Below are 17,695 nucleotides of genomic sequence, written 5' to 3'. Positions count from 1 at the left end.
TTGCTGCAGGCGGCGGGCCGGGGGCGACCTTTGCCCCGGCCGCGTTTCTCGCGCCGAATCAAACGGTTGCGGCCGCGTCCGGTGAGGTAGATTCAGGCGGGCTCGCGCGGCGTCGGCCGATGCGTTGTCACGGGTGGCCGGGCCAGTGGCGCGGTTTCGCCCCCCCTCCGACAGTCGAGGCTGGATTCACCGGCCGCCGCCGTGCTCTCATGGCGGTGTGGGAACCGGGTCGGCGCAGTGCGCGCTGGCCAAGCAGGGGAGAAGGTGCTGGTGGAGCGCGGACTTGATCACGTCGTCCATGTCGTCCGCGACCTGGAGGCTGCTGGCGAACTCTACGACATGCTGGGCTTCACGGTCGGCACCCGCAACCGCCATCCCTGGGGCACCGACAACCGCATCGTCCAGATGCCGGGCTTCTTCGTCGAACTGCTTGAGATCGCTGAGGCGGACCGTATTCCGCCGCAGGGCGAGACGAGTTTCTCCTTCGGCGCCTTCAACCGTGACTTTCTGGCCGATGTCGGTCCCGGCCTGTCGATGCTGGTGCTGGAGGGGCGCGATCCCGCTGGCGACAAGGCCGAGTTCGATGCGGCCGGCTTCGGCGGATTCGACCTGTTCGATTTCGAGCGCGAGGGCAAGCGGCTGGACGGGGTAGACGTCAAGGTCGCGTTCTCGCTGGCCTATGCCCGCGACCCGGCCTCGCCGCATGCCGGCTTCTTCACCTGCCAGCAGCGCTATCCCGAGAATTTCTGGTCGCCGGACCTGCAGCGCCACATGAACGGCGCCAATGGCGTGGTCGGGGTGGTGTTCACCGCCGCCGACCCGGCGGCCCATACCGGCTTTCTCAGCGCCTTCGCCGGCAGTGAGGCGCGGCGGGCGGTGGATGGCTGGCACATCGTCAAGACCCCGCGCGGCGACATCGACGTGATGAGCGACGCGCTGTTCCATCAACGCTTCGGTGCAACAGCGCCGGCCGGGCCGGGGCTGCGCCTCGCCGCCGTGCGCTTTGCGGTGGGCGACATGGACCGGTTGCGCCGGCGGGTCTCCTCCTCGCGCATGTCGGTGGAGGATATTGAAGGTGTGGTCGTGGTTGGCCCGAAATCCGCGCTCGGTGCGACGCTGGTGTTCGAGGCCGCGCGCTGAAGCGCTGCTGAGGCCGGAAGCGAGGCTGCGCACCAAGGTTGCGAGCCTTAAGCGGAAACACCGAAAACAAAAGCCCCGGAATCGCTTCCGGGGCTTTTTTCATGTCGCCTGTGAGGCGGGGGCGGGCGAGGCGTGCCTCAGCCGATCTTCTCCGGCACCGCCTGCGGCGGCGCGGTGCGGCCCGGCAGCAGCGCCAGGGCGCGGCTGCGCAGAGCGCTCCATGTCGAGAAGGCGTTCAGCGTCGAGCCTTCCAGCCAGCCAATGCCGGCGGCGGCCAGGAAGGGCAGGCTCTGGATGGCGAGGGCGAGGGCGAACAGGTCGACCTCGACCACCGCGTGCCAGTTGGTCAGGCGCAGCGCCACCGCCGAGAGCATCAGCCCGGCGCCGATGATCGCCTCCGGCAGGGCCGGGAAGGCGCGGGCGGCATCGGCCAGCCAGGAGCCCTTGGCGGTGCGGGCGAAGGCGAGGTCCTTGTAGCGGAAGCTGTCATACACCGCCTTGGCGACGGTGAACTGCACCGCCATCGCTGCAAAGGCAGCACCCAGCATGCGGACCGGCGTGGTCGCCACGCGCAGCCGGTAGAGGGCGATGAAGTGCAGCAGATAGATGCCGAAGCAGAACACGATCGGGATGGTGAGGATGCGCTGCGGCACGGCGATGCCGAGGCCGAGCACGAAGGGCACCCAGAGCAGCGACAGGATCGCCACCAGCGCGCCGACACTCTCCGAGCCGAGCCAGCTGACCCAGCCAATGCTGAATTCGCGGCGCTGCGCCGGGGTCAGGCGGGTGCCGGCATTGGGGAGCATGCGGCGCCAGTGCTTCTTGATGATCTGCATGCCGCCATAGGCCCAGCGGTGACGCTGCTTCTTGAACGAGGCGAAATCGTCCGGAAGCAGGCCCCAGCCATAGCGGGTGCTGGTGTAGTGGCTCTTCCAGCCGCGCTCGACGATGGCGAGGCCGAGATCGGTGTCCTCGCAGATCGTGTCGCTCGACCAGTCGCCGGCCTCGACCATGGCGGCGCGGCGCATCAGGCACATGGTGCCGTGCACGACGATGGCGTCATGCTCGTTGCGCTGGACCATGCCGATGTCGAAGAAGCCGGCATATTCGGTGTTCATCGCTTCATGCAGCAGGCTGCGATCGGCGTCGCGGTGGTCCTGCGGCGCCTGGACGATGCCGACCGTCGGGTCCTCGAAGGTGGGAACGAGGTCCATCAGCCAGTTGGAATCGACGACATAGTCGGCGTCGATGATGCCGATGATCTCGGCATCCGGCGCGGTCTGCAGCATGGCGGCGCGCAGGGCCCCGGCCTTGAAGCCCGCCACCTTGGGCAGGTTGATGAACTTGAAGCGGTCGCCGAGCGCGCGGCAATGGGCCTCGATCGGCTCCCAGAAGGCCGGGTCGGGCGTGTTGTTGATGATGACCAGGCACTCGAAGTTCGGCCAGTTGAGCCGAGCGACGCTGTCGAGCGTCTGCTTCAGCATCTCCGGCGGTTCCTTGTAGGCCGGGATGTGGATCGAGACCTTGGGCGTGCGCGAAGGAGCGGTCACATTGTCACGGCGCAGCAGGCGGCGCGGGGTGCGGCCGAAGGCGATGGTGGCCAATTCCTCGACCCGGTAGAGCATCACCACGACGAGCGGTACCAGCAGCACCAGGCAGATCACCATCGTCACCATGTTGCCGCCGACGACGTAATGCGTCAGCCAGTGGTCGGTGACGGTGGCGATCCAGGCGCCGACCAGGTTGGCCGCGCCGACCATCACCAGCGCCTGCGTCAGGGTCAGGCGGGCGAAACGGAACACCGGCAGCGAGAAGGCGATGCCGAGCAGCAGGGCGATGGCGGCGGTGGCGGTGTAGGTCGAGGGGGTTATCGGGCCGGCCAGCGGGAACTTCGCCACCCGGTCGGCGTCGAGAATGCCCCAGTACTGGCCGACGCTGCCCTCAAAGCTCTTCCACGGCGCGTCGAACGCCTCGATGAGGTTGTATTCGATGCCGAGCGCGTCGGCACGGGCGGCGAAGCTGCGGATGATCTGGGCCTGGGCGAGCTCGCCGGGAACGGCGTTGTCGCGGTTGTAGCCCTGGCTCGGCCAGCCGAATTCGGCGATGACGATGCGCTTGCCGGGATAGGTGGCGCGCAGCCGGTCATAGATTGCGATGGTGTGGTCGACCACCTGCTCGGGCGACACGCCTTCCCAATAGGGCAGCATATGGGCGGCGATGTAGTCGACGGCGGACACCAGCTCGGGATGATCGAGCCAGACGTCCCAGGTCTCGCCGGTCGTCACCGGCACGTTGGTCTCGCGCTTCACCCGGCGGATGGTCTCGATCAGCTGTTCGGGCGTGCGCTCGGCGCGCAGGATCGACTCATTGCCGACCACGATGCCGACGACGTTGGAGTTCTTCCGCGCCACGTCGATGGCGTTGGTGATCTCGCGCTCGTTGCGCGCCTCGTCCTCGTCCAGCCAGGCGCCGACCGTGGTCTTCAGCCCCTTTTCGCCGGCGAGCCGGGCGACCAGGTCGAGATTGCCGGTCGATGCATAGGTGCGGACGGCGCGGGTATAGGGCGCCACCGCCTCCACATCGGCGCGGATCTGCGCCTCGCTGGTCGGCTCGCCCTTGTCAGGGTTGGCGTCCCGGCCATAGGGCGCGAACGACATGCTCTGGAATCGGTCGGGAGCAGCAGGAGCGGAAACCTCCTGACGCAGAGCCAACCAGACAAAGACATGGACGCACGTCACGACCGCAACAGCTGCGGCAGCGACACGGATGGCGGGGCGCATGAGACAAACCCACGATAAGGGGAGGCTGACAGATGGATTATAATACAGTTTCAACGCACGTGCAGCACGATCTTTGCCGCACCGCGCCAAAGGCACGACACGTCGGGCGATAATGCCGCTATGCAGCGGAAAATGCGTCAGACCGAGAATGGTTCCGCACTATGGCGGCCCCATGACGCGCCGATGACGCGGGCGGGGCCGGGGCGCGGATTCATTGCGCGGGGGCGGCGGCCGGGGCAGGGGTTGCGGCGGCCGGCGAGGCGTCCGGGTTGACCCAGCACGCATGCACGCGCTCGGACAGCCGCTCCTGCGCCTTGCTGTCGATATTGCCCTGCCGGACCAGGCAGCGGAAGGCGATCTTCAGGTGCTCGGTCGGGCAGCCAAAGCGCTCATAGAGCTCAAGATGGCGGCGCGCGGTGTCGATATCGTCGCGCCAGAGCAGCATGGCGATGCGCCGGCCGCTCCACACGCATTCCGGCAGGCCGGCATTGCCCGGCAGCTTGGCCGCCTCGGCATATTCCTCGACCGAACGGCGCAGCGCCTCTTCCTTGGCCTGCTCCTCCGGGGTCTTCTGCTCGGCGGGCTTCTGTTCCTGCGTGGCGCTCTGGGCCCACGCGCCGCCGGGGGCGACGGTCATCAGCATCATGCCGCCGAACAGGGCGGCGGCGAGGGGACGTACGGAGGACAACATGGGGGAAACGTCACACGCAAAAGAGGAAACACCGGGCCGACCAGGACAGTAGGAGAAGCAATCGAATTTGTCAGCATGACGGCACGCCTCGGGCGGCCTGCCGGCGCAAAATTCCGCCGCTTTGCACACGCCTCTTGCCGTGGCGGCAAAGCCCCGCTACCCGGCAGGGTGAAACGTTCGGACGGCTCCTCGCGACAGTGCCCCCGGCGACCGACCCTTGGCTACCGACCCCTGGCGACCGACCCCTGGCGGAGATTCCTCGCATGCGATTGCCCCTCGCCCTCGCCGCCCTGGTCTGCGCGGCGATCGTCGCTGTCTGGGCCTGGCTCGGGCAGCCGGTTCCGGCGCCGTTCGCGCCGATGTCGGCCGGTGAGAAGCTGCCCTGCGTCTCCTATGCGCCGTTCCGGCCCGGCCAGAGCCCGTTCAGCGAGGATGTGGCGTTCTCGCGGGCGCAGATCGACGACGATCTCGCCCGGTTGTCCAAGATCACCCATTGCGTGCGGACCTATTCCTCCATCCAGGCCGGGCTCTCCGCCGTGCCGGAACTCGCCCGCAAGCATGGCCTCACCGTGCTCCAGGGCATCTGGATCGCCGCCGACCCGGTGCGCAACCGGGCGGAGATCGAGGGCGGCATCAAGGCGGCGCAGGAAAACCCCGACGTCGTCACGGCGGTGATCGTCGGCAATGAGGTACTGCTGCGCGGCGAGCAGTCGGCCAACGATATCGCCGGCTTTCTGAAAGAAGTGAAGGGCAAGGTCCCGCCCGGCGTCGCCGTCACCTATGCCGATGTGTGGGAGTTCTGGGAGCGCAACCGCTCGCTGGCGGATTCGGTGGATTTCGTCACCGTCCACATCCTGCCCTTCTGGGAGGACATGCCGGTGCCGGCCGAGGATTCGGTCGCCCATCTCGGCGAGATCCGCGAGCATGTCGGCGAGATCTTCGCCGGCAAGGAGATCCTGATCGGCGAAACCGGCTGGCCGAGCGAGGGGCGCATGCGTGAGGGCGCGCTACCCTCGCCCTCCAACCAGGCCAATGTGATCCAGGAACTGCTGGCCCTCGCCAAGGCGAAGAACTACCGGCTCAACGTCATCGAGGCCTTCGACCAGCCGTGGAAACGGGTGCTGGAAGGCACGGTGGGCGGGCATTGGGGCTTCCTTGATGCCTATACGCGCGAGTTCAAGTTCACCTGGGGCGCCCCGGTGTCGGATCATCCCTACTGGATGGCGCAGGCGGCGGTCGGGGCGCTCTTCGCCGGCGCCATCTTCGCGATCGCGGGGTGGGCCGCCCGGCGCGCCGGCGGGCGCCCGCTTGGCATGCGGGAATGGTCGGCGGTGGGCGGCATCGCCTTTTTCGCCGGGCTGATGATCGGCCGGCTGCTGGCGTCGGTGCCGGTGGAAAGCCTCGGTGTCGGCGGCTGGATACGCGGGGCTGCGCTGGTCGGGCTGGCGCTGCTGGTGCCGCTCGCCTGCGCGGTGGCGATCGGGCGGCGCACCAGGCTGGTGACGCTGACACTGGCGCTCAACAGCGAGGCGACGCCCGGGGCGCCGTTCTTTGACCGATGCCTGGCATTGCTGCTCGCCGCGTCGCTCGTGCTGGCGGCGCAGATCGGCTTCGGACTGGTGTTCGATCCGCGCTACAAGGATTTCCAGTTCGCCGGGCTGACGCCGATCATCGCCGCCTTCGCGTTCTATGCGGTGGTGGCCAGCCCGGGGCGCTTCACCGAGGGGCGCCAGGCGGAGACCATCGCCGCCGGCCTGTTCCTCGCCGCCGGGGTCTATGTGGCGCTGAACGAGACGCTGGCGAACTGGCAGGCGCTGTGGACCGGCAGCCTGTTCGTGGTGCTGGCCTTCACCCTCTGGCGCCTCGCCACGGCCGGGCGAAGGATATGAGCAGCAGCCCGCCGGCCACGCCGGCCAGGCTGTTATTATAGATCACCAGCCCCATGCAGGTGGCCATCAGCGCCAGGGTGAACATGACAAGCGAGGGCCGCACCAGCTGGAGGAGCGCGGCGACCAGCGCGACGATGCCGAAGGCCGACTGGCTGAACAGCGCGATCACCAGCGCCCGCGTCTCGCAGGTCATGGTTTCCAGCGTCCGGCAGGCGAGGCCGACGGAGGACTGTTCCAGCAGCGCATAGCGCACATAGATCGCCCAGCCGAGGGCGAAGGCGCCGAGCGCGATGATGATATTGGCGGCGCGGGCGCCGGGCAGGAAGCTGCGATGGGCCAAAGGGGCGGTCCTTGTTCGATTGGCTTGCCCTGATGTCGCTGCATCGCACGCCGCGACGGGGCGATCAATCCGCCGGGCGGGCGAGCGGTTCGCGCCGGCGGGTGGCGAGGATGACGCCACCGAGAATCAGCACGAAGCCGACGCCATGATAGAGGTGCAGCTCCTCGCCCAGCAGCAGCACCGCGAGCAGCACACCATAGACCGGCATGAGATAGAGGAAATTCGCCGTCACCGGCGCCCCGGCGGCCTTGATCGCGAACTGGAACAGGCCGAAGGCGAGCACCGAGGGGAAGATCGCCAGGAAGGCGATGGCCCCCCAGGCTTCCAGCGTCGCCGGCGTGCTCGCGCCGCTTGCCGCCTCCCACAGCGCCAGCGGGGCAAGCAGCAGCGTGCCGGCGAGGGCATTGGCGGCAAACGCCGTCTGCCCTCCGAGCCGGGTCAGCGGCCCCTGCCGCAGCATCAGCGAATAGGCGGCCCAGGCGATCGCCGCCACCAATATGCCGAGATCGCCGCTGTTGAATTCGAGGCCAAGCAGCCGGCCCGGCTCGCCATGCACGGTGATCAGCGCGATGCCGGCAAAGCCCGCCAGCGAGCCGACAAGCTGGATCGCCGGCAGCCGTCGGCGTTTCAGCAGCGCGTCGAGCACCACGATCATCAGGGTGGAGGTTGTGTAGATCAGCGTCGCATTGGTGGCGGTGGTATGCCCTAGGGCGACATAGACATTGCCCCCGCACAGCACCATGCCGAGAAAGCCGAGCAGCAGGATGCGCGCCCATTCCCGGCGCAGCAGCTCGCGATGGCGCATCAGCGCGCCGGCGGTGAGCGGCAGCAGTACCGCCACCGCCAGCAGCCAGCGCCAGAAGGCGAGTGACCAGGGCGGCACCAGGTCGACCACCGCCCGGCCGACGATCAGATTGGTCGAGAAGAAAAGCGGCATCGCCAGCAGCGCCGCCAGCGCCCAGGGGTCTTGCAGGAGACCGGGTGGGGCGGGTGGGGAATCGCCGCTGGGTTCTTGGCGCAGTTCTTGGCGGGCGTGGTGGCTGGCGTCTTGGCGGTGCTCCATGGCGCGGGGTGATACACGCTTCCCGGCCCGGCGTCGCCCGGCCGCTTGCGGGTGCCGGCCGCCGCGCCGCTCTTTTCGCCCCGCCCGCGGCAGGCTAGAACGCGCCTTCCCGGGGCGGGTCCCGGTCCGGTCCCTGCGTCCAGCTTCTGGAGTCCGCCGATGCGCCAGCTTCTCGTCATCGTCCTTGCCGCCGGAGAGGGGACGCGCATGCGCTCCGCCCAGCCGAAGGTGCTGCACGCGGTGGCCGGCCGGCCGATGGTGTCGCATGTGCTCGACGCGGCGCTCGCCGCCGGCGCGGCGCATGTCGCCGTGGTGATCGGCCCCGACCATGACAAGGTCGCCGCCGAGGTGCGCCGTGTGGCGCCGCAGGCCGAGGTGTTCGTGCAGGCCGAGCGGCGCGGCACCGCGCACGCCGTGCTTGCCGCTCGGGCGGCGCTGGAACGCGGCTTCGACGATGTCGTGGTGATGTATGGCGACACGCCGCTGGTGCGGCCGGACACCCTCGCCGCGCTGCGGGCGCCGCTCACTGATGGCGCGGGCGTCGCAGTGCTCGGCTTCCGCCCGCAGGACCCCACCGGTTATGGCCGCCTCGTGACCGAGGGCGGGCAACTGCTCGCCATTCGCGAGGAGAAGGAGGCGAACGTGGAGGAGCGCGCGATTCGCCTGTGCAATGCCGGGTTGATGGCGCTTGACGGGCGGGCGGCGCTCGACCTGCTGGACCGTGTCGACGACGCCAATGCCAAGAAGGAATTCTACCTCACCGACGTGGTGGCGATCGCTCGCGCGCTCGGCCGCACGGCGGGTGTGTGCGAGGTGGCGGCGGAGGACGTGGCCGGCGTCAACAGCCGCGCCCAGCTCGCGCAGGCTGAGGCGATCCTCCAGCGCCGCCTGCGGGCACAGGCGATGGAGGCCGGGGTAACGCTGGTGGCGCCGGAGACGGTGTTTCTCTCGGCGGATACAAGCTTCGGCCGCGATGTCGTTGTGGAACCGAATGTGTTCTTCGGCGCCGGGGTGCGGGTCGAGGACGGTGCCACCATCCGCGCCTTCAGCCATGTCGAGGGCGCCCATGTCGGGCCGGGCGCTATCGTCGGCCCCTTCGCCCGCCTGCGCCCGGGTGCCGAACTGGGGCAGGGGGTGCATGTCGGCAATTTCGTGGAGATCAAGGCCTCCACCCTCGCCGCCGGGGCGAAGGTGAACCACCTCTCCTATGTCGGCGATTCCAGCGTCGGTGCGAACACCAATATCGGCGCCGGCACCATCACCTGCAATTATGACGGCTTCCGCAAGCACCGCACCACCATCGGCGCCAATGCCTTCATCGGCACCAACAGCCTGCTGGTGGCCCCTGTCAGTGTCGGCGATGGAGCCTATCTCGCGACCGGCTCGGTCATCACCGACGACGTGCCAGCGGACGCGCTCGCCATCGGCCGGGCGCGGCAGGTCAACAAGCCGGGGCTGGCCGCGCGGCTGCGGGCCCGGCTCTCGGCCGGTCTGGCACCCAAGGCGTGATGCCGCACTGCGATACGAAGCGACACCGGAATTGATTTCGACACTTCGGTGACGCGCGGTTAAACCCGGCGGCATAGCCTTGCAGATCGTCGTTTCTCGAAAGGGCCCGGCTCATGTGTGGAATTATCGGCATCGTCGGTACGGCGCCTGTGGCCGAGCGACTGGTCGACGCGCTGCGGCGGCTGGAATATCGCGGCTATGATTCCGCTGGCATCGCCGCGCTGGACGGAGGCCACATCGCCCGCCGCCGCGCCGAGGGCAAGCTGCGCAATCTGGAAGAGGTGCTGCGCCAAGCGCCGCTGCAGGGCACCATCGGCATCGGCCATACGCGCTGGGCGACCCATGGCCGGCCAAGCGTCGCCAACGCCCACCCGCATGCGACCACGGAAGTGGCTGTCGTGCATAACGGCATCATCGAGAATTTCCGCCAGTTGCGTGACGAACTCCTCGCGACAGGCGCCAATTTCGAGAGCGAGACCGACACCGAGGTCGTCGCCCACCTTGTGACCCGCGAGCTGCGCGCCGGCCTCAGCCCGGCGGAGGCGGTGGCGGCGGCGCTGCCGCGCCTTGAGGGCGCGTTCGCGCTGGCCTTCCTGTTCGACGGCGACGAGGACCTGCTGATCGGCGCCCGCAAGGGCAGCCCGCTCGCCATCGGCTATGGCAAGGGCGAGATGTATCTCGGCTCGGATGCCATCGCGCTGGCGCCGTTCACCGACACCATCGCCTATCTCGACGATGGCGACTGGGCGGTGCTGCGCGCCAAGGGCATCGAAATCCGCGATTCGTCCAATCATCGGGTCGAGCGCGCGGTGCAGAAGACCACCGCCACCGCGTTTCTGGTCGAGAAGGGCAATTTCCGCCACTTCATGGCCAAGGAGATGCACGAGCAGCCGGAAGTGGTGGCGCACACGCTGGCGCATTATCTCGACATGGCCAATGAGACGGTGCAACTGCCCGAGCTGCCTTTCGATTTCGCCAAGCTGGAGCGTGTCTCCATCGCCGCCTGCGGCACCGCCTATTATGCCGGGCTGATCGCCAAATACTGGTTCGAGCGCTATGCGCGCCTCTCGGTCGAAATCGACGTGGCGTCGGAGTTTCGCTACCGCGAGGCGCCGCTGCCGGCCAATGGGCTTGCCATCGTCATCTCGCAATCGGGCGAGACCGCCGACACTCTCGCCTCGCTGCGCTATGCCGGGCAGGAGAAGCAGCATCTGCTCGCCGTGGTGAACGTGCCGACCTCCACCATCGCCCGCGAGGCGCATGCGGTGCTGCCGACGCTGGCAGGACCCGAGATCGGCGTCGCCTCGACCAAGGCCTTCACCTGCCAGCTGGCGACGCTGGCCGCGCTGGCCGTGGCGGCGGGGCGCGCGCGCGGCGTGATTTCCGCCGAGGAAGAGCGCAGGCTCGTCCACGCGCTGGTGGAAGTGCCACGCCTGATGAACCGGGCGCTCGATCTCGGCCCCGACATCGAGCACCTCGCCCGCAGCTTCGCCAAGACCAAGGATGTGCTCTATCTCGGCCGTGGCACCTCCTTCCCCCTGGCGATGGAAGGCGCGCTGAAGCTGAAGGAAATCTCCTACATCCACGCCGAGGGCTATGCCGCCGGCGAGCTGAAGCACGGGCCGATCGCGCTGATCGACGAGAACATGCCTGTTGTGGTGATCGCCCCGCACGACGCCGTGTTCGAGAAGACCATGTCGAACATGCAGGAAGTGGCGGCGCGCGGCGGGCGCATCATCCTCATCACCGACGAGACCGGCGCCGAGCATGCGGCGCTGGAAACCGAGGCGACGCTGGTGCTGCCGGACATGAACCCGTTCGTCACGCCGCTGGTCTATGCCATCCCGATCCAGCTGCTCGCCTACCACACGGCGGTGGTGATGGGCACCGATGTCGACCAGCCGCGCAACCTCGCGAAGTCCGTGACGGTGGAATAGTGGTGACGGTGGGGTAGGGGCTGAGATTCCAGGGGGACCGTCATCCTGAGGTGCGAGCGCAGCGAGCCTCGAAGGATGGTCGTGCTCGGGGCGCTCAGATCAGCATCCTTCGAGGCCCGGCCGCTGGCCGGGCACCTCAGGATGACGGCCATCGGAAGGATGGTCGAACTCGGTATGTCCTGATGCCCCGTCATCCCCGGGCCTGGCCCGGGGATCCACGACTTCTGTTGCTCGGACGTTGCCAAGCCGTGGATGGCCGGGCCGAGCCCGGCCATGACGGTGATCCGAGCCATCGCCGGTCTTTTCCGTCGACCTCACCCCCGGCCGCGATAGGGCGCCACGCCCTGATCCGGCAGCCACACGCCGTCCAGCGGCGCGCCGCTCTGCCAGAACACGTCGATAGGGATGCCGCCGCGCGGGTACCAGTAGCCGCCGATCCGCAGCCAGCGCGGCACCAGCAATGTGTGCAGCCGCAGGCCGATGGCGACCGTGCAGTCCTCGTGGAATGCGCCGTGGTTGCGGAAGCTGCCGAGATAGAGCTTCAGCGATTTCGATTCGACCAGCCAGCTGTCCGGCACATAGTCGATCACCAGCTGGGCGAAGTCCGGCTGGCCGGTCACCGGGCAGAGCGAGGTGAATTCCGGCGCGGTGAAGCGGGCGACGTAGTTCGTGCCGGGATGCGGGTTCGGCACCCGCTCCAGCACCGCTTCCTCGGGGCTGGCGGGCAGGGCGGTGGGGCGGCCGAGCTGGGTCGTGCCGTCGGCGATGTCGTTCATGGCGGGGCTCCGGACGGGGAGGGGGCGGGCGATATGTCGCTGGCACCTCTTTCGCATGTCACATGGCCGGAGTAGAAGCGCCTCGACCATCCTGACCGAGTTGAGCATTGGGGAAACGCATGACCGCCATCGTCGATATTGTTGGGCGTGAAATCCTGGACAGCCGCGGCAATCCCACCGTCGAGGTGGATGTGATGCTGGAAGACGGCTCGCAGGGCCGCGCCGCCGTTCCCTCCGGCGCCTCCACCGGCGCGCATGAGGCGGTCGAGCTGCGCGATGGCGACAAGTCGCGCTATCTCGGCAAGGGCGTGCTGAAGGCGGTCGAGGCGGTGAATGGCGAGATCTTCGACGCCATTGGCGGCATGGACGCCGAGGACCAGCCGGCGCTGGACCAGATCCTGATCGAGCTGGACGGCACGCCGAACAAGGCCCGCCTCGGCGCCAACGCCATTCTCGGCGTCTCGCTGGCGATCGCCAAGGCCGCCGCCGCCGCCCGCGACCTGCCGCTCTACCGCTATGTCGGCGGCGTCAATGCCCGCACCCTGCCGGTGCCGATGATGAACATCATCAATGGCGGCGCCCATGCCGACAACCCGATCGACTTCCAGGAATTCATGATCCTGCCGGTCGGCGCTCCCAGCTTTGCCGAAGGCCTGCGCACCGGCGCCGAGATCTTCCACACGCTGAAGAAGGCGCTGAAGGATGCCGGCCACAACACCAATGTCGGCGACGAGGGCGGCTTCGCCCCGAACCTGCCGTCGGCCGACGCCGCGCTTGCCTTCGTGGTGAAGGCGATCGAGACCGCCGGCTACAAGCCGGGCGAGGACGTGTTCATCGGCCTCGACTGCGCCGCCACCGAGTTCTTCAAGAACGGCAAGTACGACTATGAAGGCGAGGGCGCGGTGCGCGATATCGAGGCGCAGGTGAAGTACCTCGCCGACCTCGTCGCCCGCTACCCGATCTGCACCGTCGAGGACGGCATGGGCGAGGATGACTGGGAGGGCTGGAAGCTGCTCACCGACACCATCGGCTCCAAGTGCCAGCTGGTGGGCGACGATCTGTTCGTCACCAACGTCACCCGCCTGTCGGCCGGCATCAAGCAGGGCGTCGCCAACTCGATCCTGGTCAAGGTCAACCAGATCGGCTCGCTGACCGAGACGCTGAATGCGGTCGAGATGGCGCACAAGGCCGGCTACACCGCCGTCATGTCGCACCGCTCGGGCGAAACCGAGGATTCGACCATCGCCGATCTCGCGGTGGCGACCAATTGCGGGCAGATCAAGACCGGCTCGCTGGCCCGCTCGGACCGTACCGCCAAGTACAACCAGCTGCTGCGCATCGAGCAGGAACTGGGCCCGCAGGCGATCTATGCCGGCCGTTCGGCGATCAAGTCGCTCGCCTGAGCCAGCTGTCTTTTTTCGGCTGAAACAACAAAGCCCCCGTCATCGCGACGGGGGCTTTCTCTTTGGGACGGGTCGTCGCGGGAGGGGGCGTTCGGCGAGTGTCGCGACGCGGGGCGGGCGCCCCGATGCGCGGCATGACGGCAGCTACTCGACGCCCGTCATCCTGAGGTGGCCGGCACCGCCGGGCCTCGAATGACGCAGGAGCGGGCGCACCCCGGCGCCCATTGCTGGTCCCGTCAGCGCTTCAGGCGCTCATACTCCGCCGCCAGACGCGGAAGGTCGGGCACCTGCGGCACGTCTGGCTGCATGAGGCCGCCGCTGATCTCCAGCGCGGCCACGGGCCAGAGGCGCTCTACCAGCGCGGGAATCTGCGAATTGGGCACGGCGGCCATGCGCGCGTCGACGGCGCAGAGGGCGCGGGCGCGCTCCTCGATGTTTCGGTTCATGCGTCGGCCTCCGTGTGTCCAGCTGGGCGCCGGAACCACCGGGGAAGCTGCTCCGGTTCAGAGCGTGACACCGAGCCACGCCGGCTTCAGGGCAAGACGATAGCACCGGCTGCCGGTGGCGAATGTCCACAACCACACATTGGATGGAACCTTTGGCCGCTGGCCCGCCTCACATTCGCGACATCGCGCTACCTTTGCCGGCCCGCTGTTCCGGCCGCTCGACTGTGTGTGCGCTGCGGTAGAAAGGAGATGTTGGCGTTAGCGTTAACCGCGCCTCAACCGGCCCGCTCTAGGCTGCGTGACATGATCATTCGCACGCGCTGGCGCTCCTTCTTCCAGACGGTCACCCTGCATCTCGGGGCGGCGGCCCTCGTCGGCTATTTCGCCTTCCAGGGCTATAACGGCCAATACGGCCTGCTGGCCCGCCGCACCTTCGAGCAGCAGCACGCCGAGCTGACGCAGGAGCGGGACAAGCTGCAGGCCCAGCGCAAGGCGCTGCAGGCCAAGGTGGCGCTCATGTCGCCCGACCTCGTTGATGCCGACATGCTCGACGAGCAGGCGCGCGTGCTGTTGAACCTCGTTCATCCCAAGGATCTGGTGCTGCTGCGGGTCCCGGGCGGCCCGCAGGCCAATTGAACGAAAATTCATCGGACGAGCGAATCCGTGGCATGCCAGACGGGTTCCGGTGGGAAACCACGTTATTCCAGAAGCTTAACTTGATTTGAGCTAAATCGAGATTTGAACTGAAATCCAGTTCATCGCCGGAAACCATTGCGCCGGCAACATGTTGTGCGTCGCAGCATTGCGTCCAGCGCGTAGCGCGGAGGGGAAAGGTGCGTTATTAACGTGCCGACTTTGTCCCCGAGCTGAGGATGCGCCATGGTAGTCGCCGCCAATAAATCGGCCGTCGGAAGAGCCCCCACCGCGAAAGCGCCGGCACGGGCTGCGGCCAAGAGTCCGGCCCGGCGTTCGGACAAGATGGCGGCGGTTCCCGAGTTCACCAAAGCCGAAGAACTCGAGGCCTATCGCCGGATGCTGGAAATCCGCCGCTTCGAGGAGAAGGCCGGCCAGCTCTACGGCATGGGCCTCATCGGTGGCTTCTGCCATCTCTATATCGGCCAGGAAGCGGTCGTCGTCGGCATGCAGGCCGCCCTCAAGCAGGGCGACCAGGTCATCACCGGCTATCGCGACCATGGCCACATGCTGGCCTGCGGCATGGACCCCAAGGGCGTGATGGCCGAGCTGACCGGCCGGCGCGGGGGCTATTCCAAGGGCAAGGGCGGCTCGATGCACATGTTCAGCACCGAGAAGGGCTTTTTCGGTGGCCATGGCATCGTCGGTGCCCAGGTCTCGCTCGGTACCGGCCTCGCCTTCGCCAACCACTACCGTGACAATGGCAGTGTTACCCTGGCCTATTTCGGCGACGGCGCCGCCAATCAGGGCCAGGTCTATGAGAGCTTCAACATGGCGGAGCTCTGGAAGCTGCCGGTCGTCTACATCATCGAGAACAACAAATACGCCATGGGCACCGCGGTGAACCGCGCCTCCGCCCAGACCGATTTCTCCAAGCGGGGCTCCTCCTTCAACATTCCCGGCGAGCAGGTCGACGGCATGGATGTGCGGGCGGTGAAGGCGGCCGGCGAGCGCGCCGTCGAGTTCGCCCGCTCCGGCAAGGGCCCCTATATCCTTGAAATGCTCACCTACCGCTATCGCGGCCACTCCATGTCCGATCCGGCCAAGTACCGGTCGAAGGAGGAGGTGCAGAAGATGCGGACCGAGCATGACCCGATCGAGCAGGTGCGCAATCGCCTGCTGGAAAAGAAGTGGGCCACCGAGGAAGAGCTGAAGGCGATCGACGCCGAGCTGCGCGACCAGATGAACGCGGCCGCCGATTTCGCCAGCGCCGACCCGGAGCCGGACCCGTCCGAGCTCTACACCGACATCCTGCGCTGAGCGCGGGCTGATGCTGGTCGAATTCTTCTGGGTCGCGGTCGTTGCCGGGGTTTCGGCGGCGGCGGTCATCTGGGTCCTCGCGACCCGGATTGCCCTCGGTATCGTGCGCGCCACGAATGCGGGCGCGCTGCGCTACTTGCTTGCCCTGCTGTGGCCGTTCGGCACCCGCCTGGTGCCGGGCGCCGCGCCTGCCGAGGCGACCCGGCTCAACAAGATGCTGGTCGGCTTCTTCGCCGCCCTCCTCGTCGCCATCGCCTCGATGGCCGTCTACAGCAATCTGACGTTCGTGCTTCCGGCACCGACGCCGTGACGCGCGATCTTAGACGCACGTTTCTTTGGGGAACGCCGCCATGCCGACCGAAGTTCTGATGCCGGCCCTGTCTCCCACCATGGAGAAGGGAAACCTCGCCAAATGGCTCAAGAAAGAGGGTGACCAGGTCCGGTCCGGCGACGTCATCGCCGAGATCGAGACCGATAAGGCCACGATGGAAGTCGAGGCCATTGACGAGGGCACCCTCGGCAAGATCCTGGTGCCCGAGGGCACGCAGGATGTCGCGGTGAACACCCCGATCGCCGTCATTCTCGCCGAGGGCGAGGACGCGAGCGCGGTCAGCGCGCCCAGCCCGCAGGCGGCCGAATCGGCGCCGCCGGTCGCCGCCGCGCCGCTGGAGCCCTCGCCGGTGGCGGCCTCCGCGCCGGCCACCCCCGCGGTGGTCAATTCCGCCGTCGCTGTTCCGCCCCAGCCCGAAACGGTGCCCGAGCCGGACGTTCCCGAAGGCACGGAATTCGTCAGCCAGACCATGCGCGAGGCGCTGCGCGACGCCATGGCCGAGGAGATGCGCCGCGATGGCGACGTCTTCGTCATGGGTGAGGAAGTTGCCGAGTATCAGGGCGCCTACAAGATCACCCAGGGCCTTCTGCAGGAATTCGGCGCGCGCCGGGTCATCGACACGCCGATCACCGAGCACGGCTTCGCCGGTGTCGGCGTCGGCGCCGCCATGGCCGGGCTGAAGCCCATCGTCGAGTTCATGACCTTCAACTTCGCCATGCAGGCGATCGACCAGATCATCAACTCCGCCGCCAAGACGCTCTATATGTCCGGCGGGCAGATCACCTGTTCCATCGTGTTCCGGGGACCCAACGGCGCCGCCGCCCGCGTCGCCGCCCAGCACAGCCAGGACTATACCTCCTGGTACAGCCACATTCCCGGCCTCAAGGTGGTGGCGCCCTACACGGCGGCCGACGCCAAGGGGCTGCTGAAGTCGGCGATCCGCGACCCCAACCCGATCATCTTCCTTGAGAACGAGATCCTCTACGGCCACTCCTCGCCGGTGCCGAAGCTCGACGATTTCACCGTGCCGATCGGCAAGGCGAAGATCGCCCGCCCGGGTAAGGACGTGACGCTGGTGGCGTGGTCCATCGGCATGAACTACGCGCTGAAGGCCGCCGAGGAGCTTTCCAAGCTCGACATCGAGGCCGAGGTGATCGACCTGCGCACCATCCGCCCGATGGATGTCGAGACCATCGTCGCCTCGGTGAAGAAGACCGGGCGCTGCGTGACGGTCGAAGAGGGCTGGCACCAGTCCGGCGTCGGTTCGGAGATCGTCGCCCAGCTGATGGAGAAGGCGTTCGACTATCTCGACGCCCCGGTGCTGCGCGTGACCGGCAAGGATGTTCCCATGCCCTACGCCGCCAATCTCGAAAAGCTAGCCTTGCCGTCGGTGCAGGACGTCATCGACGCTGCCCGCGCCGTCACCTACAGGTGAGA

General features: G+C 67.7%; 15 protein-coding genes. 9 read left to right on the top strand and 6 right to left on the bottom strand.

The window, feature by feature from the left end; translation table 11 throughout:
• Window positions 1-270: 270 nt before the first annotated feature.
• The gene (locus tag A3M1_RS0122115) at window positions 271-1,140 is read left to right on the top strand and encodes a VOC family protein (protein ID WP_371258770.1); all 870 of its coding nucleotides are present in this window, start codon (window positions 271-273) and stop codon (window positions 1,138-1,140) included.
• Window positions 1,141-1,277: 137 nt separating this feature from the next.
• Here the strand turns inward: A3M1_RS0122115 and A3M1_RS0122110 are convergent, their stop codons facing one another.
• Together A3M1_RS0122110 and A3M1_RS0122105 are read right to left on the bottom strand one after the other, a co-directional pair.
• A complete protein-coding gene (locus tag A3M1_RS0122110) occupies window positions 1,278-3,797 on the bottom strand; it encodes a glycosyltransferase (RefSeq protein ID WP_018391167.1) in 2,520 nt (839 codons plus the stop codon).
• A 334-nt stretch (window positions 3,798-4,131) separates the two neighbouring features.
• The gene (locus tag A3M1_RS0122105; protein WP_018391166.1) at window positions 4,132-4,611 is read right to left on the bottom strand and encodes a hypothetical protein; all 480 of its coding nucleotides are present in this window, start codon (window positions 4,609-4,611) and stop codon (window positions 4,132-4,134) included.
• Window positions 4,612-4,874: 263 nt separating this feature from the next.
• Between A3M1_RS0122105 and A3M1_RS0122100 the strand changes: the two genes are divergently transcribed.
• On the top strand, window positions 4,875-6,500 hold the full coding sequence (locus tag A3M1_RS0122100) for a beta-1,6-glucan synthase (protein WP_018391165.1): 1,626 nt from the start codon (window positions 4,875-4,877) through the stop codon (window positions 6,498-6,500).
• On the opposite strand, the gene A3M1_RS0122095 is transcribed toward A3M1_RS0122100, so the two are convergent.
• Complete coding sequence (locus A3M1_RS0122095) at window positions 6,460-6,840, bottom strand: hypothetical protein (RefSeq protein WP_018391164.1); 381 nt, start codon at window positions 6,838-6,840, stop codon at window positions 6,460-6,462. The two genes, A3M1_RS0122100 and A3M1_RS0122095, sit on opposite strands and share 41 nt — an antisense overlap.
• Window positions 6,841-6,904: 64 nt before the next feature.
• Entirely contained in the window at window positions 6,905-7,903 is a 999-nt protein-coding gene (locus A3M1_RS25540) for a DMT family transporter (protein WP_051087035.1), read from the bottom strand.
• A 159-nt stretch (window positions 7,904-8,062) separates the two neighbouring features.
• Between A3M1_RS25540 and glmU the strand changes: the two genes are divergently transcribed.
• Window positions 8,063-9,412 (top strand): bifunctional UDP-N-acetylglucosamine diphosphorylase/glucosamine-1-phosphate N-acetyltransferase GlmU, encoded by a 1,350-nt coding sequence (glmU, locus tag A3M1_RS0122080; RefSeq protein WP_018391162.1) that lies wholly within the window; start codon window positions 8,063-8,065, stop codon window positions 9,410-9,412.
• 113 nt (window positions 9,413-9,525) lie between these two features.
• The gene (glmS, locus tag A3M1_RS0122075; RefSeq protein WP_018391161.1) at window positions 9,526-11,349 is read left to right on the top strand and encodes a glutamine--fructose-6-phosphate transaminase (isomerizing); all 1,824 of its coding nucleotides are present in this window, start codon (window positions 9,526-9,528) and stop codon (window positions 11,347-11,349) included.
• Between the two features lie 314 nt (window positions 11,350-11,663).
• Here the strand turns inward: glmS and queF are convergent, their stop codons facing one another.
• A complete protein-coding gene (gene queF / locus A3M1_RS0122065; protein WP_018391159.1) occupies window positions 11,664-12,125 on the bottom strand; it encodes a preQ(1) synthase in 462 nt (153 codons plus the stop codon).
• Between the two features lie 119 nt (window positions 12,126-12,244).
• Here queF and eno point away from each other — a divergent pair, with 119 nt between their 5' ends.
• Entirely contained in the window at window positions 12,245-13,528 is a 1,284-nt protein-coding gene (eno, locus tag A3M1_RS0122060; protein WP_018391158.1) for a phosphopyruvate hydratase, read from the top strand.
• 236 nt (window positions 13,529-13,764) lie between these two features.
• Here eno and A3M1_RS0122055 read toward each other — a convergent pair whose 3' ends face one another.
• Window positions 13,765-13,974, bottom strand: coding sequence for a hypothetical protein (locus A3M1_RS0122055; RefSeq protein ID WP_018391157.1), 210 nt, complete (start codon window positions 13,972-13,974; stop codon window positions 13,765-13,767).
• Between the two features lie 303 nt (window positions 13,975-14,277).
• Here A3M1_RS0122055 and A3M1_RS0122050 point away from each other — a divergent pair, with 303 nt between their 5' ends.
• The 4 genes from A3M1_RS0122050 (at window position 14,278) to A3M1_RS0122035 (ending at window position 17,693) form a co-directional block, all read left to right on the top strand.
• Complete coding sequence (locus A3M1_RS0122050) at window positions 14,278-14,610, top strand: septum formation initiator family protein (RefSeq protein ID WP_018391156.1); 333 nt, start codon at window positions 14,278-14,280, stop codon at window positions 14,608-14,610.
• A 342-nt stretch (window positions 14,611-14,952) separates the two neighbouring features.
• Window positions 14,953-15,927 (top strand): pyruvate dehydrogenase (acetyl-transferring) E1 component subunit alpha, encoded by a 975-nt coding sequence (gene pdhA, locus A3M1_RS0122045; protein ID WP_018391155.1) that lies wholly within the window; start codon window positions 14,953-14,955, stop codon window positions 15,925-15,927.
• A 10-nt stretch (window positions 15,928-15,937) separates the two neighbouring features.
• Complete coding sequence (locus A3M1_RS0122040; protein ID WP_018391154.1) at window positions 15,938-16,237, top strand: hypothetical protein; 300 nt, start codon at window positions 15,938-15,940, stop codon at window positions 16,235-16,237.
• 40 nt (window positions 16,238-16,277) lie between these two features.
• Complete coding sequence (locus tag A3M1_RS0122035) at window positions 16,278-17,693, top strand: pyruvate dehydrogenase complex E1 component subunit beta (RefSeq protein ID WP_018391153.1); 1,416 nt, start codon at window positions 16,278-16,280, stop codon at window positions 17,691-17,693.
• The last annotated feature ends 2 nt before the right edge of the window (window positions 17,694-17,695 follow it).

The organism is Ancylobacter sp. FA202 (genome assembly GCF_000380205.1).
Taxonomy (GTDB): Bacteria; Pseudomonadota; Alphaproteobacteria; order Rhizobiales; family Xanthobacteraceae; genus Ancylobacter.
Note: the sequence above shows the minus strand (reverse complement) of the source record. Positions and strands in the feature narration are given on the sequence as shown.

Bases quoted from the DNA above. Each gene is read 5' to 3' on its own strand.
- glmU (WP_018391162.1), top strand. From the start codon at position 8,063: ATGCGCCAGCTTCTCGTCATCGTCCTTGCCGCCGGAGAGGGGACGCGC.
- pdhA (WP_018391155.1), top strand. From the start codon at position 14,953: ATGGCGGCGGTTCCCGAGTTCACCAAAGCCGAAGAACTCGAGGCCTAT.
- A3M1_RS0122105 (WP_018391166.1), bottom strand. From the start codon at position 4,611: ATGTTGTCCTCCGTACGTCCCCTCGCCGCCGCCCTGTTCGGCGGCATG.
- queF (WP_018391159.1), bottom strand. From the start codon at position 12,125: ATGAACGACATCGCCGACGGCACGACCCAGCTCGGCCGCCCCACCGCC.
- glmS (WP_018391161.1), top strand. From the start codon at position 9,526: ATGTGTGGAATTATCGGCATCGTCGGTACGGCGCCTGTGGCCGAGCGA.
- A3M1_RS0122055 (WP_018391157.1), bottom strand. From the start codon at position 13,974: ATGAACCGAAACATCGAGGAGCGCGCCCGCGCCCTCTGCGCCGTCGAC.
- A3M1_RS0122110 (WP_018391167.1), bottom strand. From the start codon at position 3,797: ATGTCGTTCGCGCCCTATGGCCGGGACGCCAACCCTGACAAGGGCGAG.
- A3M1_RS0122040 (WP_018391154.1), top strand. From the start codon at position 15,938: ATGCTGGTCGAATTCTTCTGGGTCGCGGTCGTTGCCGGGGTTTCGGCG.
- A3M1_RS0122050 (WP_018391156.1), top strand. From the start codon at position 14,278: ATGATCATTCGCACGCGCTGGCGCTCCTTCTTCCAGACGGTCACCCTG.
- eno (WP_018391158.1), top strand. From the start codon at position 12,245: ATGACCGCCATCGTCGATATTGTTGGGCGTGAAATCCTGGACAGCCGC.
- A3M1_RS0122035 (WP_018391153.1), top strand. From the start codon at position 16,278: ATGCCGACCGAAGTTCTGATGCCGGCCCTGTCTCCCACCATGGAGAAG.
- A3M1_RS0122100 (WP_018391165.1), top strand. From the start codon at position 4,875: ATGCGATTGCCCCTCGCCCTCGCCGCCCTGGTCTGCGCGGCGATCGTC.
- A3M1_RS25540 (WP_051087035.1), bottom strand. From the start codon at position 7,903: ATGGAGCACCGCCAAGACGCCAGCCACCACGCCCGCCAAGAACTGCGC.